Origin of the sequence: Rhizorhabdus wittichii (assembly GCF_017607425.1) — a bacterium.
In the GTDB taxonomy this organism is placed as follows: Bacteria; Pseudomonadota; Alphaproteobacteria; order Sphingomonadales; family Sphingomonadaceae; genus Rhizorhabdus; species Rhizorhabdus wittichii.
In genome coordinates, this window is the sequence record NZ_CP059319.1 from 4,959,396 (window position 1) to 4,975,142 (window position 15,747).

At 69.2% G+C, this 15,747-nt stretch carries 13 protein-coding genes; 4 read left to right on the plus strand and 9 right to left on the minus strand.

Annotation, left to right across the window (positions count from 1 at the left end; all coding sequences use genetic code 11):
* Positions 1–10: 10 nt before the first annotated feature.
* The 3 genes from HRJ34_RS23800 (at position 11) to HRJ34_RS23810 (ending at position 3,500) form a co-directional block, all read left to right on the plus strand.
* Positions 11–790, plus strand: a complete 780-nt coding sequence (locus HRJ34_RS23800; protein ID WP_208632638.1) for an enoyl-CoA hydratase/isomerase family protein — start codon at positions 11–13, stop codon at positions 788–790.
* 13 nt (positions 791–803) lie between these two features.
* Positions 804–1,100, plus strand: coding sequence for a DUF1330 domain-containing protein (locus HRJ34_RS23805; protein WP_011952743.1), 297 nt, complete (start codon positions 804–806; stop codon positions 1,098–1,100).
* A 132-nt stretch (positions 1,101–1,232) separates the two neighbouring features.
* The gene (locus HRJ34_RS23810; protein WP_030092234.1) at positions 1,233–3,500 is read left to right on the plus strand and encodes an NADP-dependent malic enzyme; all 2,268 of its coding nucleotides are present in this window, start codon (positions 1,233–1,235) and stop codon (positions 3,498–3,500) included.
* 17 nt (positions 3,501–3,517) lie between these two features.
* Here HRJ34_RS23810 and HRJ34_RS23815 read toward each other — a convergent pair whose 3' ends face one another.
* Genes HRJ34_RS23815 through HRJ34_RS23825 form a run of 3 tightly spaced genes read right to left on the minus strand, consistent with a single transcriptional unit; the run spans position 3,518 to position 7,139 of the window.
* A complete protein-coding gene (locus HRJ34_RS23815) occupies positions 3,518–4,042 on the minus strand; it encodes an ASCH domain-containing protein (RefSeq protein ID WP_011952741.1) in 525 nt (174 codons plus the stop codon).
* The gene (locus HRJ34_RS23820; protein ID WP_016746192.1) at positions 4,039–4,938 is read right to left on the minus strand and encodes a sugar phosphate isomerase/epimerase family protein; all 900 of its coding nucleotides are present in this window, start codon (positions 4,936–4,938) and stop codon (positions 4,039–4,041) included. The genes HRJ34_RS23815 and HRJ34_RS23820 overlap by 4 nt, the downstream gene beginning before the upstream one ends.
* Positions 4,938–7,139, minus strand: a complete 2,202-nt coding sequence (locus HRJ34_RS23825) for a TonB-dependent receptor (protein ID WP_226948918.1) — start codon at positions 7,137–7,139, stop codon at positions 4,938–4,940. Before HRJ34_RS23825 ends, HRJ34_RS23820 begins: the two co-directional genes overlap by 1 nt.
* A gap of 558 nt (positions 7,140–7,697) precedes the next feature.
* Here HRJ34_RS23825 and HRJ34_RS23830 point away from each other — a divergent pair.
* The gene (locus tag HRJ34_RS23830; RefSeq protein WP_208632640.1) at positions 7,698–9,860 is read left to right on the plus strand and encodes an outer membrane protein assembly factor BamB family protein; all 2,163 of its coding nucleotides are present in this window, start codon (positions 7,698–7,700) and stop codon (positions 9,858–9,860) included.
* Here the strand turns inward: HRJ34_RS23830 and HRJ34_RS23835 are convergent.
* The 6 genes from HRJ34_RS23835 to HRJ34_RS23860 all read right to left on the minus strand — a co-directional run bounded on the left by HRJ34_RS23835 (position 9,838) and on the right by HRJ34_RS23860 (position 15,744).
* Positions 9,838–10,446 carry a flavin reductase family protein gene (locus HRJ34_RS23835; protein WP_208632641.1) on the minus strand — a complete coding sequence of 203 codons (609 nt, stop codon included), beginning with the start codon at positions 10,444–10,446 and terminating at the stop codon, positions 9,838–9,840. The genes HRJ34_RS23830 and HRJ34_RS23835 overlap by 23 nt on opposite strands.
* Before the next feature lie 7 nt (positions 10,447–10,453).
* Positions 10,454–11,998, minus strand: a complete 1,545-nt coding sequence (locus tag HRJ34_RS23840; protein ID WP_011952736.1) for a sodium:solute symporter family transporter — start codon at positions 11,996–11,998, stop codon at positions 10,454–10,456.
* Positions 11,995–12,291, minus strand: a complete 297-nt coding sequence (locus HRJ34_RS23845) for a DUF485 domain-containing protein (protein ID WP_030092696.1) — start codon at positions 12,289–12,291, stop codon at positions 11,995–11,997. Before HRJ34_RS23845 ends, HRJ34_RS23840 begins: the two co-directional genes overlap by 4 nt.
* A 39-nt stretch (positions 12,292–12,330) precedes the next feature.
* A complete protein-coding gene (locus HRJ34_RS23850) occupies positions 12,331–13,356 on the minus strand; it encodes a sugar phosphate isomerase/epimerase family protein (protein WP_011952734.1) in 1,026 nt (341 codons plus the stop codon).
* Between the two features lie 70 nt (positions 13,357–13,426).
* Entirely contained in the window at positions 13,427–14,023 is a 597-nt protein-coding gene (locus HRJ34_RS23855; protein ID WP_226948919.1) for a gluconate 2-dehydrogenase subunit 3 family protein, read from the minus strand.
* Positions 14,024–14,055: 32 nt separating this feature from the next.
* Positions 14,056–15,744, minus strand: a complete 1,689-nt coding sequence (locus HRJ34_RS23860; RefSeq protein WP_208632643.1) for a GMC oxidoreductase — start codon at positions 15,742–15,744, stop codon at positions 14,056–14,058.
* Positions 15,745–15,747 lie beyond the last annotated feature (3 nt).

Sequence of the window (15,747 nt, forward strand, 5' to 3'; positions counted from 1 at the left end):
AATCGAACCAATGGCTGCACCGATACGCTATGAGACGACCGGGCCGATCGCGACGATCACGCTCGATCGGCCCGATGCGCTCAACGCGATCACCGTCGCGATGATCGAGGCGCTCGACGCCGCGCTGGCCCAGGCGGCCGAGGACCGGGCCGTCCGCGTCCTGATCGTCACCGGATCGGGCCGCGCCTTCTGCGTCGGGGCGGACATCGGCCAGCTCGACCAGTGGGAGAAGGATCCGGGATTGCGCGACCGCTTCTACGCGCTGGCGCCGCGCTTCTTCCGCTGGCTCGAGGAATTCCCCAAGCCGGTCATCGCCGCGGTCAACGGCGTGGCGGCGGCCGGCGGGTTCGAGATATGCTGCTTCGCCGATATCGTCATCGCGGCGGAGGATGCGCGGATCGGCGATGCCCACGCCAATTTCGTCGGCTTCGGGCCGGTGTCGGCGGTCGTCGCGCCGACCGTCCTGCCGCGCAAGATCGCCGCCGAGCTGCTCTATACCGGCGACATGATGAGCCCGGCGCAACTCCACCTCTGGGGTTTCGTGAACCGGGTCGTACCGGCGGCCGAGCTGATGGAGACCGCTCTCGCCATGGCCGGGCGGATCGCCGCCAAGCAGCCGCTCGCGATCCAGGCGGCGAAGAACCTCGCCCGCCGCGCCGGCCTCGTCGATCCGGGGCTGCTCGGCTCGCACGCCTATGAGAGCGCCAAGGCGATCTTCGCGACCGAGGATTTCCAGGAAGGCCTGCGCGCCTTCGCCGAGAAGCGGGCGCCCGATTTCAAGGGACGATGAAGGAGAGAGAGCGATGTCGGCTTACTGGATCGCCCGCGCACGGATGCGCGACATGGAAGGGCAGGACCAATATGCCCGGATCATCGGGGATATCGGCCAGCGCTTTCCCTATGAGACGCTGGCCCGGTCGGGCCGGGTCCACATCGTCGAGGGGACGACGCATTTCGACCGCTATTTCCTGCACCGCTTCGCGTCGGTGAACAGCGCGCTCGCCTTCTACAACTCGCCTGAATATCAGGAGGCGGCCGCGATCCGGCGCGCCGCCTGCGACGGTTGCGAACTGGTGATCATGGAGGGCGAGGACCGCTGAGGCGGAGCCGGCGGCCCGCGCCGCCAGACATATCGGGCATCGTTCCATACCCGCAGCATCATTGAAGATTCCGGCGGCGCTGGTACAGCGTCGGGGTCCGGACCGCCTCGCCTGCACAGGAATGATCCCGCCATGGAAGACACGCTTCGTCGGGCTGCGCTCGATTATCACCGATTCCCCAATCCGGGGAAGATGCGCATCGAGCCGACGAAGCGGATGGTCAACCAGCGCGACCTCGCGCTCGCCTATTCGCCGGGCGTCGCCGCGCCGTGCGAGGAGATCGCCGCCGATCCCGACAAGGCGCTCGACTATACCGCGCGCGGTAACCTCGTCGCGGTGATCTCGAACGGCACCGCCGTGCTCGGCCTCGGCGCGATCGGGGCGCTGGCGTCGAAGCCGGTGATGGAGGGCAAGGCCGTCCTGTTCAAGAAGTTCGCCGGGATCGACGTGTTCGACATCGAGATCGACACCACCGATCCCGACCGCTTCGTCGAGGCTGTGGCGCTGCTCGAACCGACCTTCGGCGGCATCAACCTGGAGGACATCAAGGCGCCCGAATGCTTCGCGATCGAGGCGGCGCTCAAGGCGCGGATGAACATCCCGGTCTTCCACGACGACCAGCACGGCACCGCGATCGTCGTGGCGGCGGCGGTGCGCAACGCGCTGGTGCTGCAGAACATCAGCCTGTCCGAGGCGAAGCTCGTCACCTCGGGCGCGGGGGCGGCGGCGCTCGCCTGCGTCGACCTGCTCGTGTCGATGGGCCTGCCGGCCGACAATGTCACGCTGACCGACAAGGACGGCGTGGTCCATGCCGGGCGGCAGGGCATGGCGCCTAATATGGCGCGCTACGCCCGCGCGACCGACGCCCGGACATTGCCCGAGGTGCTGCCCGGCGCGAACATCTTCCTCGGCCTGTCGGCGCCCGGCGTGCTCAAGCCCGAATGGCTGCCGCTGCTGTCGGACCGGCCGCTGATCTTCGCGCTCGCCAATCCCGAGCCGGAGATATTGCCCGAGATCGCCCGAGCCGCGCGGCCCGACGCGATCGTCGCGACGGGGCGGTCGGACTATGCCAACCAGGTCAACAACGTCCTGTGCTTCCCCTATATCTTCCGCGGCGCGCTCGACGTCGGCGCGACCGCGATCACCGAGGCGATGAAGGTCGCGGCGGCCGAGGCGATCGCCGCGCTCGCCCGCCTGCCCGCGCATGAGAGCGTCGCCCAGGCCTATGGCGGCGGCAAGCTCGCCTTCGGCCCCGACTATATCATCCCGACCCCGTTCGACCCGCGCCTGATCGTCGAGATCGCGCCGGCGGTGGCGCAGGCGGCGATCGCCTCCGGCGTAGCGCGGCGGCCGATCGACATCGACGCCTATCGCCGCGGCCTGGCGCAGCAGAACGCCCGATCGGGCCAGCTGATGATGCCGGTGTTCGAGGGCGCGCGGGGGGCCAGGGCCCGGATCGCCTATGGCGAGGGCGAGGACGAGCGCGTGCTGCGCGCCGTCCAGGACGCGCTCGACGACGGTTTCGTCCGGCCGACGCTGGTCGCGCGCCGCCGCATCCTGGCGGAGAAGATGCCGCGCCTCGGCCTGCGCTTCGAACTCGACCGCGACGTCGACCTGGTCGATCCCGAGACCGACCATGCGATCCTCGGCCCGCTGGTCGATGCCTATCGCGCCGTCGCCGGGCGGCGCGGCGTGCCCTCGGCCGAGATCGTCCGCCACGTCTATCGCCGGCCGACCGTCACCGCGGCGATGCTGCTGCGGACCGGCCATGTCGAGGCGGCGCTGGTTGGCGGCAATTCGGAATATTGGGGCCAGGTCGAGCATGTGCTGCGCACGATCGACCGGACGGAAGGGGCCCAGCGCGTCTATGCGCTGTCGGGGCTGATCCTCGACGCGGGCGCGCTGTTCATCACCGACACCCATATGGTGCCCGATCCGACGCCCGAGCAGATCGCCGAGATGACCGTGCTCGCCGAACGGGCGGTGCGGCAGTTCGGGCTCGACCCGCGCGTCGCGCTGCTGTCGCACTCCAATTTCGGCGCGTCGCACAGCCCCAGCGCGCGCAAGATGCGCGAGGCGGTGAAGATCGTCCGCCGGATCGCGCCCGACCTGTGCGTCGACGGGGAGATGCATGCCGACGTCGCGCTGTCGCAGTCGCTGCGCGAGCGGCTCGTCCCCGACCAGCGCTTCGAAGGGTCGGCCAACCTGCTGGTCATGCCGAACCTCGACGCCGCCAACATCACCCTGACCGCGCTCGGCGCATCGTCGAGCTCGCCGACGGTCGGGCCGATGCTGATGGGGCTGAGCCAGCCGATCCACGTCCTCACCCCCGGCGTCACCTCGCGCGGGATATTGAACTTGACGGCGATCGCGGCGGCGGAGGTGGCCCGGCGGCGCTGACCGCCGGGGCCGGTGGGTCAGCGCGGCGGGCTGGCCGCCGGATAGACCGGTTCGAAGCGGGTCCAGACCACCGGCATGTGCTCGACCTCGTCGGGGCTCATCCCGGCGATGGCGTCCTTCCACAGGCCGAGATGCGCCTTGCGCCACGCCGACAGGTCGCGCAGCGCCGGGCTCTCGGTCATCAGGTGCCAGGGGGCGACCGATCCGAGCGGCAGGACCTGCGCCGCGACCACCCGGTAGAGGAAGCTGGGCTTGCCGTCGAAGTCGTAGACGAGGACGATCTGCCCGGGCCGGGGCAGCGGCCAGCCCTTCTCGACGAACTCGGCCTCCCGGGCGAGCGTCGCGCGCTTCTCGCCGGCGAGGACTTGCTCGGTGATCTTGCGCGAGATGTCCTGGTTGCGGCCCATCGTGCGCGTCATGTCGATCCGCACCGGCGCGCCGGTCGCGGCGCCGGCGCGGCGGAGGAAGGCGTCGACCGCGGCGGGATCGGGCGCCGCCGGGGCGGCCGCCGCCAGCATCAGCGCGACGGCCGCGCCGATCATCCGCGCGCGGCCTTGGCCGTGGCGGCCGGATATTGCGCCCGGATCGTCCGGGCGGCCAGCGGGGCTTCCCGGGCTATGTCCGACCACAGGCATTCGACCGACAGCCGGCGGTCATAGCCGATCGATCGCAGCGCCTCGAAATAGGCCGAGAAATCCTCGCCCGCCACGCCGGGGGCGCGGCGCCCCTGCTTCTCGGCGATCTGGACGTGGCGGATCAGCGGGCCGTTCTCGATCAGGCTGGCGGGGCCTTCGTCCTCCATCCGCATATGGAACAGGTCGGCGACCAGCCCGACGCTCGGATGGCCGACCGCGCGGACGATCGCGCCGCCCTCGCTCACCCGGTTGATGAAGTTCGTCTCCGTATGGTTGAGCGGCTCGAGCGCGAGGATGACGCCGTGCGCCTGGGCGACCGGGCCGAGCCGCTTGCACAGCTCTATGAGCTGCGCCTCGGCGGTGGCGCGCGGGAAGCCTTCGGGGATGCGGCGCGAGCGCGGGCTGCCGAACACCACCGTCTCGACCCCGGCGCGGCGCGCGCGGGCGAACACGGTCTCGCAGAAGGTGACGATGCCGTCATGCGCGGTGTCGGGGCCGACGCTCTGCAATGACGGCGGCAGCAGCCGGACCAGCGTGCGGACCGGGATCGGCGCGGCGCGGGCGGTGGCCAGCGCCGCCTCGAACGCCGTGTCGGGCTTGTCGGGGAGGAGGAAGCGGTCGACCTCCTCCTCGACGAAGCCGTAGCCCGACGAAGCGAGCAGCGCCGCGTTGTCGAGCGACGTCCACGCGCCCAGCGAGGGGGCGGCGGGGGCCACCGGCGTCTTCGCCCCGGCGATGCCGGCGGCGAGACACGCGGCGGTCCCCGCCAGGAAGCGCCGCCGGTCGAGGGCGGCCGCGATCATCAGAAGTTGACCGTCAGGCGCGCACCATAGGTCCGCGGCGCCTGATATTGGTAACGGTAGCTGACATAGGTCGTGCTGACCACGTCGGCATTGCTGAAGATCAGCTTGTCCTCGAGGTTGCGGACATAGCCTTCGAGCCGCCAGCGATCGTCCGGCGCGGCGTAGGTGACGATGATGTCCGACCGCATGTAGCCGGGCTGCTTGTCGGCTCCGTAATTGGTGAAGGTGAAGTAGGACTTGCTCTCATAATGCGTCTGGAGACGGGTCGTGATCGATCCGTCGCCGACCGGGAAGACATGCTCGTAGCCGGCGTTGAACACCCAGTCGGGCGCCTGCTGCAGCCGGTTGCCGGCGAGCTGCTTGTTGGCGCCGTTGACGACCGCGACGAAGTCGGTGAAGCGGGCGTGCAGATAGGCGCCGAACAGCTCGATGCGATCGTTGGGGGTAACCTGGTAGACGATGTCGACGTCGCCGCCATAGAGCTTCGATGCGCCGGCATTGACCGTGCCGGTGCCGATGCCGCCGCTCGGCAGGGTGATCTGCTGCTGCACCTGCTGGTCCTTGTACTTGTACAGGAAGGCCGACAGGTTCACCTGGAGCGTGTTGTTGAGGAAACGGTTCTTCGAGCCGATTTCCCAGGCCTTGATGTTCTCGGGACCATAGACCTGCAGGTCGGTGAAGCCGCCCGACTTATAGCCGGTATCGAACTTCGCGTAGAGCAGGTTGCGCGGCGTCCACTGATAATTGGCGGCGGCGTGGAAGGTCGTCCGGTGCGAGGAAAGGCGGACCGCGCTCGGCGGGTTGTTCACATAGTTGATCGCGCCGGTGTTGATATAGGTGTTGACGTTGGTCGCGATGTTGGTCGCGCTGAGATTGTGCTTCTTGTCCGACGAATAGCGCGCGCCGCCTTCGAGCCGGAACTGGTCGGTGATGGCATAGGAGGCCTGGCCGAACACCGCCTTCGACTGCAGCAGCAGGTCGGGCTTGCGGAAGATCTGGAGCTCGACGCCGGGTTCGCACAGGCAGGCGGCCGGGGTCGGGAACTGGCCCGGCACGCGGAAGTCGCGGAACAGCGACACGGTGCTGTTCTTCTCGCGGAAATAATAGAGACCGGCCTGCCAGATCAGCGGCGTGTCGGATTTCGACGACAGGCGCAGCTCGTGGTTCCAGGACCGGGGGCGCTCATGCTGGTCGAAGGTGAAGTTGCGGCGGTTGGTGGCATAGTCGGCGCCGAGTGTGCGGACATTGGCATATTTCAGCGAGCGATAGCCGCCCAGATAGGTCAGCGTCGCGAAGTCGAGGTCGTAGTTGGTGTTCCAGCGGAAATTATAGGAATTGAGCCGGATGAACCCGCCGGACGGAACCGCGAAGCGCTTGCCGTCGCCGGGGATGTCGACCCGGCTGGTGTCGAGCTGCCCGTTGGGCAGGAAGCGGTGGGCGACGGGCTGGATCACCGGGCCGACGCCGTCCTGGTGCGAATATTCGCCGGTCAGCAGCACGTCCCACCGATCGGTCGGCTGGAGCAGCAGATGGAGGCGGGCGGCGCGGCTATGGTCGTCGTCGCCGTCGCGGGCCGGGGCGTTGTGGCGATAGCCGTCGCGGTCGCGCGTCATGAAGGCGGCGCGCAGCTTCACCTTGTCGCTGACCGGGATGTTCACATAGCCCTGTGTCGCGATCAGGTCGTAATTGCCGACCTCGCCGGTCAGCGCGGCCGAGAAGCTGTCGGTCGGCTTGGCGGTGATGATGTTGAGCGCGCCGCCGGTCGCGTTGCGGCCGAGCAGCGTGCCCTGCGGGCCGCGCAGCGCCTCCACCCGCTCGAGGTCGAACAGCGCGATGTTGAGGCCCAGCGAGCGCTGGAAGTAGAAGCCGTCGAGGCTGATCGAGACGGCGGGGTCGCCGAGCTGGTTGGTGTCGCGGCTGGAAACGCCGCGGACGGTGATCACCGTGTTGGCGCCGTTCTGCGAGAAGCCGACGCTGGGGGTGAGGGTGGTGAGGTCGGCGACGTTGCCGACGCCCTGCCGCTTGATCGCCTCGGAGGTGACGACCGAGAGGGCGATGGGCGCGCGCTGCGCGATGCTCGGGCGCTTCTCGGCGGTGACGACGATGTCGGCCAGGCCGCCTTGGGAGGCCTCGGCTGCGGGGGAGGTGGCATCCTGGGCATGGGCCGGAACGGCGGACAGGCTGGCCCCGGCAAGCAGCATTCCGATGACGCGCGCCCTTGAAATCTCCCTCATGCTTCAAATCCCCTTATACGGTTTCGTGTCAGACCTTATGGTCTGTCCAATTTGATCGGAGTGACTGGCCATGTCAATGGCTGGTTTGACGGTAGGGCCGTCCCGGCAAATCCCGGTCCGGCGATGCGGGCCATCGCTACCAACGGACCCGGTTTATCAGCCTCGATGCGGTCGGGCGTCGCGTTGCCTCCTGCCGTTCCCCGCCGGGTGGGATTTCCATTAAATAATTAGAATAAAACGCGTTATTTGGGGTTTGCGTCGTCGGCGAACGTGGTGCCCGAGCGAACTGTCTCCGGGTTCTCGAAGAGCCGCATTCTGACCGGATCGGGAGGGTCATCGTCAGATTGGTCCTCTCTTCTTGCCTGATATCGGTCAGACCGATTATGTCGTAGGGCATGACCTGCGATGCGCAGCCTGTCTGATTCCGAATCGCTTGGGAAGAGCGGAATCGGGGATTCGCATCCGCGCGTCGCCCTTTCGGCGCGGCGGCATGACCGCCGTCGTCCATCTTGCGGAGGAGTTCCCATGCATCGATCGGCCGCCCTGTCCCTCGCGCTCGTCTCGACGATGCTGCTCGCCGCGCCACGGGCGGCGCCGGATGCCGCGGGCGGATATCGCGGCTGGCCGGCCTATGGCGGCGGGACCGACAATATCCACTATTCCTCGCTGCGGCAGATCGACACGCGCAATGTCGGGAAACTCGCGGTCGCCTGGACGTTCGACACCGGCGACGCCTTCGGCGAGGGCGGCAACGCGTCGGAGATGGAATGCAACCCGATCGTCGTCGACGGGGTGATGTATGTGGTCTCGCCCCGGCTGCGCGTCTTCGCGCTCGACGCGGCGACCGGGCGGAAGCTGTGGATGTTCGATCCCAATCCCGGCGAGACGGTGGTCAGCAAGCAGCGGCTGCGCGGGGTGAGCTACTGGTCCGACGGTCGCGAGGCGCGCATCTTCATGACCTCGCGCTCCTTCCTGCTGGCGATCGACGCGCGCACCGGCAAGGCGATCCCGAGCTTCGGCACCGACGGGCGGATCGACCTGCGCGAGGGCCTCGGCCGCGATCCGAAGGACATCTCGGCGGGGGCCAATACGCCGGGGATCGTCCATGGCGATCTCGTCATCATGGGCACGACCGGCTGGGCGCCGGGGCATATCCGCGCCTATGACGTGCGGACCGGCAAGATCCGCTGGACTTTCCACACCATCCCGCAGCCCGGCGAATATGGCTATGACAGCTGGCCGAAGGACGCCTGGAAGACGATCAACGGCGCCAATGCCTGGGCCGGCATGGCGCTCGATGGCAAGCGCGGCATCCTGTTCGTGCCGACCGCGTCGGCGGGGCAGGGCGACAAGGACTTCTTCGGCGGCGATCGGAAGGGCGACAACCTCTTCGCCAATTCGCTGGTCGCGCTCGACGCCGCGACCGGCCGGCGGCTGTGGCATTTCCAGGCGGTCCACCACGACCTCTGGGACTATGACTTCCCGGCGCCGCCCAGCCTGGTGACGGTCCGGCGCGGCGGGCGCATGGTCGACGCGGTGGCGCAGACCAGCAAGCAGGGCTTCGTCTATGTCCTCGACCGCGTCACCGGCGCGCCGCTGTTCCCGATCGTCGAGCGGCCGGTGCCGCCGTCGGCCATCCCCGGCGAACATGCCTCGCCGACCCAGCCCTTCCCGTCGCTGCCGGCGCCCTATGCGCGCCAGGGCCTGAGCCGCGCGGACCTGACCATGCGCACGCCCGAGGCGCACAAGGCGGTCGCCGAGCGCTTCGACCGGTTCGCCTCGTCCGCCTTCTTCGCGCCGCCGAGCTTCGAGGGGACGCTGCTCGCCCCCGGCACCGACGGCGGCGCCGAATGGGGCGGCACCGCCTTCGATCCGGAGACCGGCCTGCTCTACGTCAACAGCAACGAGAAGCCGTCGGTGCTGCAGCTCGGCAAGCGATCGACGTCGCCGATCGCGTCGGGCAAGGCGATCTACGAGGCCGAATGCTCGGGCTGCCACGGCCTCGACCGCAAGGGATCGCCGCCCGAATTCCCGTCGCTGGCCGGGGTCGGCGACCGGCTGACCAAGTTCGACGTGTTCCGCATGATCGGGCGCGGCGGCGGGCGGATGCCGAGCTTCGAGCATCTCGGCAACGAAGGGATCGGCGCGGTCGCCGACTATCTGGTCTATGATCGCGACACCGCGCTGAAGGGGGAGGTGCGGACCCGCTCCGACGCCGCCGAATACAGCTTCGCGGGCTATGGCAAGCTCGCCGATCCCGACGGCTATCCCGGCATCCGCCCGCCCTGGGGCACGCTGAGCGCGATCGACCTGAACAGCGGCCGCTATGCCTGGCGGCGCAATTTCGGCGAGTATCCCGAGCTGGTCGCCAAGGGCATGGGCGACACCGGATCGGACAATTATGGCGGCGGCGTCGTCACCGCGGGCGGATTGTTCTTCATCGGCGCGACCGTCTACGACCGCAAGTTCCGCGCCTATGACAAGCGCAGCGGCAAGCTGCTGTGGGAGACGCTGCTGCCGGCGGCGGGCAACGCCACCCCCGCCGTCTACGAGGCCGGGGGCCGGCAGTTCGTCGTGATCGCGGCGGGCGGCGGCAAGGCGGCCGGGCCGGACAATGTGCCGGGCGGCAGCTTCATCGCCTTCGCGTTGCCCGAACGGCCCCGGCTCAATCCTCGCGCGGGACGCTGAGGATGCGGTCGGCGACCGCATAGTCGGCGACATAGCCGCAGCGCGCGAGCGGCGCCGCTGCGGCCGTGTCGAACAGTCCGTCGCGGAGATAGTCCCGCGCGATATGGACGCCGACCACCTGGCCGATCACGAGCCGGTGGTCGGTCGGCTGCCCGGACAGGTCGGTGATCCGGTGGACCTCGATCAGCCGGCATTCGAGCGCGGCCGGCGAGGCCGCGACGCGCGGCGCGCGGACGATCCGGCACGGCGCGGCGGCGAGCCCGGCCAGCGCCATCTCGTCGACGTCGGCGGCGACCGTCCGCGAGGTCAGGCTGACCGCCGCCGCCAGCGGCCCCGTCGCCAGGTTGAAGACGAACTCGCCGGTCGCCTCGATATTGGCGAGCGTGTCCTTGCGCCCCTCGCTCGCGAAGCCGAGGATCGGCGGCCGCGACGACAGCGCGTTGAAGAAGCTGTAGGGCGCCAGGTTCGGCCGCCCCTCGGCGTCGACCGTCGATATCCACCCGATCGGGCGCGGCGTGACGATCGCCTTGAACGGGTCATGGGGAAGGCCATGGCCGTCCTCGAGGCGATAGAAATGCCACCCCATCGGACGGTCAGCCGAGCCCGATCGAGCGGCGTCGCTGCGCGGCGAAGGCGGCGCGCTCGCGGTCGGCGCGCGCGCCACGGTCGAAATGCGAGACCAGCACCGCCCCGCCGACCGCCGCCGCGAGCGCGAGGACGGTCGGATATTCATAGGGGAAGATCGCTTCCGGATGGCCCAGCGTGTCGACCCACACCTTCTTGCTGAGGATGATCGGCACGACCGAGAAGAGCAGGCCCAGCGTGCCGCCGGTCACCGCGCCGCGCGTGGTGAGGCCCTTCCAGTAGAGCGCGAGCAGCAGGATCGGGCAGTTGACGCTGGCGGCGATGACCAGCGGCAGCGTCGCGAGGAAGCCGATATTCTCATGCTCGAAGGCAAGGCCGAGCACCACCGAGATCACGCCGATCACCGCCGCCGATATCTTCGAGATGCGCACCTCGCGCTGGTCGTTGGCCGTCCCGCGCGCGAAGACGTGGCGGTAGAGGTCGCGCGACACGGCCGAGGCCGCCGCCAGCGTCAGCCCGGCCACGACCGCGAGGATCGTCGCGAAGGAGACCGCCGACACGGCGCCGAGCAGCGTCGGCCCGCCGAGCGCCTCGGCGAGGTGGAGGGTCGCCATGTTGAGGCCGCCGACCAGCTTGCCGTCGGCCTGGGCGAAGCGCGCGTCGCCCGACAGCAGCGCCATGGCGGCATAGCCGAGCAGCACCATCAGCATCTGGAAGACGGCGATGATCAGCGCGGCGATGCTCAGCGAGCGGCGCGCCGAGATGCCGTCGCGGACGGTGAAGAAGCGCATCAGGATGTGCGGCAGGCCGACCGGGCCGAGCGCGAAGGCCAACGCCAGCGACACCGCGCTGAAGCCGTCGGGGAGCAGCCCGGACTCGCGCATATGCCCGGTCGGGCCGGTCGAGGAGGCCGCCGCCGCGTCGACCAGCGCCAGCGGGCCGCCGTAGAGCCGCATCGCCAGCGCCACCATCACCAGCGCGATCAGGACGAGCAGGGTCGCCTTGATGATCTGGATCCAGGTCGTCGCGGTCATGCCGCCGATCACCACGTAGAACACCATCAGCACGCCGAAGCAGGCGATGGCGGCGGCGTAGGACAGGCCGAACAGCGCGGCGATCAGCGTCGCGCCGCCGACCATCTGCGCGATCAGGTAGGCGCCGGTGACGCACAGGGTGCTGACCGCGGTGAACAGCCGGATCGGCTTCTCCTCGAGCCGGTAGCTGACCACGTCGGAGAAGGTGTAGCGGCCGAGGTTGCGCAGCCGCTCGGCGACCAGGCACAGCACGATCGGCCAGCCGGCCGCCGCCCCGACCGCGTAGATCAGCCCGTCGTCGCCCATGCCGTAGAAGACCGCGATCGTCCCCAGGAAGGAGGCGGCCGACAGATAGTCGCCGGAGATGGCGATCCCGTTCTGCATCGGCGTGATGTTGCCGCCGGCCGCGTAGAAGCCCTCGGCGCTCTTGCTGCGCCGGTGCGCCCAATAGGTGATGACGAGCGACGACAGGACGATCGCGGCGAAGATCAGGATGGCGGATGGATGGATGGCGGTCATCGGTCGCCCTTCGTCACGGCCCTGCGCAGCGCGTCGTTGCGGTTGGCGACGGCGGAGAACAGGGCGATCGCGGCGATGAACAGGCTGAGCAGACCCATCGCCACCACCGCGAAGCCGGTTACCGCATGGCCGAACAAGGACCGGGCGAGCAGCGGCCAGTCGAGCGTCAGCGCGACCATGAAGCCGGCGGTGAGCAGCACCGCGAGCGCGGAGATGATCCAGCCGAGCCGTTCCTGCGCGCGCAACGCGCGTTCGAGGCGCGCCTCGTCCTCCGAAATATCGTCCGCCATCATGCCCCCGACCTGCCTCGTTTCCAGCGCCTCATCCTATTCCTAGCTGAGCAGGCACTGGCGGCAATAGGCGATCGCCTTGCGGATTTCGGCGTCGCGATCGGCGGTGGGGTCGAGCGGGATCTCATATTCGATCGTCGCCTGGATGTTCCACTTGTTGTCACGGATCGTCTGGAGGATCTCGCGGACCGGGGTGTCGCCCTTGCCGAACTCGACATTGACGTTGCCCAGCGTCTTGTCCTTGACGTGGAGATGGGTGATCCGGTCGTGATGCTGCTCGATGAAGGGCAGCGGCGACGCCTGGTTGCCGGCCAGGAAATGGCCGATGTCGACATTGGCGCCGAGGTAGCGGCTCTGGCGGAAGGCGTCCTCCCACATGGCCGGGGTGATCGCCAGATGGTTGTGCAGGCCGACCATGAAGCGGTGCTTGTCCGCCGCCGCCGCGAGCTTGGGGATCGCCGGGATCGCCATCTCGCCCGACACGGCGCGCGCGCCGATCGCCTTGGCGAGGTTGAACATATAGTCGAGTTCCTCGCCCTCGAAGTCGTTGATGCCGTCGAACTTGACGATCTCGATCCTGACCCCGGCGGCGTCATACATGCGACGGATCTTCTCGACCGATCGGATCGGCAGCGCGAGGCGCCAGTCGCGGCGCCTGGCCGCGCCGATCTTGTAGGCGTCGACATAGTCCTGGGTGATCGTCGTCCGCCCCGGCGCGGGCGGCAGGATCTCGGGGGAGTCGCCCTTGGGATAATAGACCGCCCGATAGTCCGACGGGGCCGGGCCGAGGACGAGGTCGTGGGGCAGGCCCAGCGAGATCTCGATCGGCTGGATGCGCAGCTCGACCGCGCTGATCCCCAACGCGACGGTGCGCTGGAGCACCTGTTCGGCGCTGAGCGCGGTGCGGGTGCCGAAGCTGTAGGGGACGTTGAGGCCGACCTGCACGCCCGCCCATTTCGAATTGGGCCGGGCCGGCGTCAGCGCGGAGGCGAGCCCGGGCTTGAGCGCGAGCGCCGCGACCGGCGCGGCGAACAGCAGTTGGGCGGCTTCACGGCGCGAAAAGGACATGCGCTCACTCCCTTGCAGCGGGCCATGGAAATGGGCCCGTTATGGTTGGTTATATCGGTCGGTCGAATGTCTAGGGCATCCGCAGCACGGCGTTGTTGCGGCCCAGCGACACCGCCCGCTCGCCCGGCTGGAGATCGTGGCACGGCTCGTAATGGCCGGGGACGAGGTTGAGCTCCAGCTCCTGCGAGGCGCCGGCTTCCGACGTGTAATAGCCGTAGATGGCGAGGGCGCGGATGCGGGCGAGGAACGGACCCTCGGCCGGCGGGGTGCCGGCGGCGGTGCCCTCCTCGGCGGCGGCCATCGCCTGGAGGATCTCCAGCCGCCGCGCGGGCGGCAGCGCCGCGAAGGGCTGGCCGTGGCTGCGGCGGACGGTCGCGTCGAAGCTGTCGAGCCCGGCGAGGAAGCGCGCCCGCTCGTCGGGATGCATCCAGCGCTCGACCATCATCGCGACGAAATCGGCGACCCCGGCCTCCGCCGCGCCCGGCGTGTCGGTGGCGGGGATGATCGTGTCGACCAGCGCCGTCAGCAGCGGCTGGCGGCCCGCGTCGGCCGTCGCGGCCGCCACGGGTTCCGCCGCCCCGAGCGGCGCGCCGAGCAGCGCCAGTCCCGCCGCGCCGCCGCCGACGGCGCCGGTCCGCAACAGGGCTCGTCGGGAGATCGGGTCCATGGCCGGCCTTTCCGGAAGCTGCGGGCGCCGGGTCATAGCGCGCCCTGCCCGAGCCGGGTCATCGCATGGTCGGCGGCGCGCGCGGTCAGCGCCATATAGGTCAGCGACGGGTTCTGGCAGGGCGACGAGGTCATGCAGCTCCCGTCGGTGACGTACAGGTTGGGGATGTCGTGCGCCTGGTTGAAGCCGTTGAGCACCGACTCGCGCGGATCATGGCCCATGCGCGCGCCGCCCATCTCATGGTTGGTCTCGCCGCCCGGCTTGATCTCGCGGATCGTCGCCACCTTCACCGCCCCGGCGGCGCGCAGCATCGCCTCGCCCTGGTCGGCCATGTCCTGCGCCATCCGCTCCTCGTTCGCGGTCCAGCGGTGCGAGACGAGCAGCTGGGGCAGGCCCCATTTGTCGGTTCGGGCGGGATCGAGCCGGACGACATTGTCGAAATTGGGCAGCGGCTCGCCCATGCCGCCGAGCATGATCGTCCAGGGCCCCGGCTTGTGCAGCTCGGCCTTGAGCGCGGGGCCGATCGCCTTGGACTCGACGCCGCGCGTCCACAGCGCCCGGCTGCCGCTGCCCTGATAGCCATAGCCGCGCAGGAAGTCGGCATCGCGCCGCCCGGCGAGGTTGCGGAAGCGCGGGATGTAGATGCCGGTCGGGCGGTTGCCGACCGGCTGGAACTGATCGAAGCCCGCGAAGGTGCCGGTGATCATCGGCCCCTTGAGCGTGTCCATGATCCCGCGGCCGACCGCGCCGCTGCGGTTGGCGAGCCCGTCGGGGAAGCTCTCGCTGCGCGAGTTGAGCAGGATGTGGATGGTGCCTAGCGTCGAGGCGTTGAGGAAGATCAGCCGCGCGCCGATCGTCTCGCGCGCGCCGGTCTTGCTGTTGATCGTGCGGACGGCGGTGACGCGCTTCGATTGCGGATCATAGTCGACCCCGGCGACGATCGTGTCGGTCATGATCGTCAGCCGGCCGGTCGCCTGCGCTGCGGGCAGGGTCGAGCTCTGGGTGCTGAAATAGGAGCCGGTCGAGCAGCCGCGATGGCAGGGGCCGCAGAGATGGCAGGCCGATCGGCCGTTGTGGTCGCGGCTGAGCACGGCGGTCCGCTCGTTGATCATCCGCCGGCCGGGGAAGCGGCTCTCGATCGCCTTCTTGGCATGCTCCTCGATGCAGTTCATCGCGAAGGGCGGCAGGAACTCGCCGTCAGGCAGCTCGTCGATCCCCTCGCGCGCGCCGCTGACGCCGATGAAGCGCTCGACATGGTCGTACCAGGGCGCGACGTCGGCATAGCGGATCGGCCAGTCGATGCCGTGGCCGTCGCGCTTGTTCTCCCCGAAGTTGAAGTCGCTCAGCCGGAAGGAGGCGCGGCCCCACACCAGTGAGCGCCCGCCGACCTGATAGCCGCGCAGCCAGGAGAAATCGGTGCCCGGCTCGACCTGATAGGGATGCTCGCGGTCGTTGACGAAGAACTGGACGCTGCCCTCCTCGAAGCCGCGCCCGCGCCGCTGCACCGCATAGTCGCGCTCGTAGAGCAGCCGGTCGCCGAAGCCGCGGAAGGGGAATTCCCACGGCGCCTTGTGCTCGCCGGGATAATCCTCGCCATGGCGGACCATGCGGCCACGATCGATCAGCAGCACCCGCGCGCCGCGTTCGGTCAGCTCCTTGGCGGCCCAGCCGCCCGAAATGCCCGAGCCGACGACGATCGCGTCAAAGGTGGAAGATGTCACGGC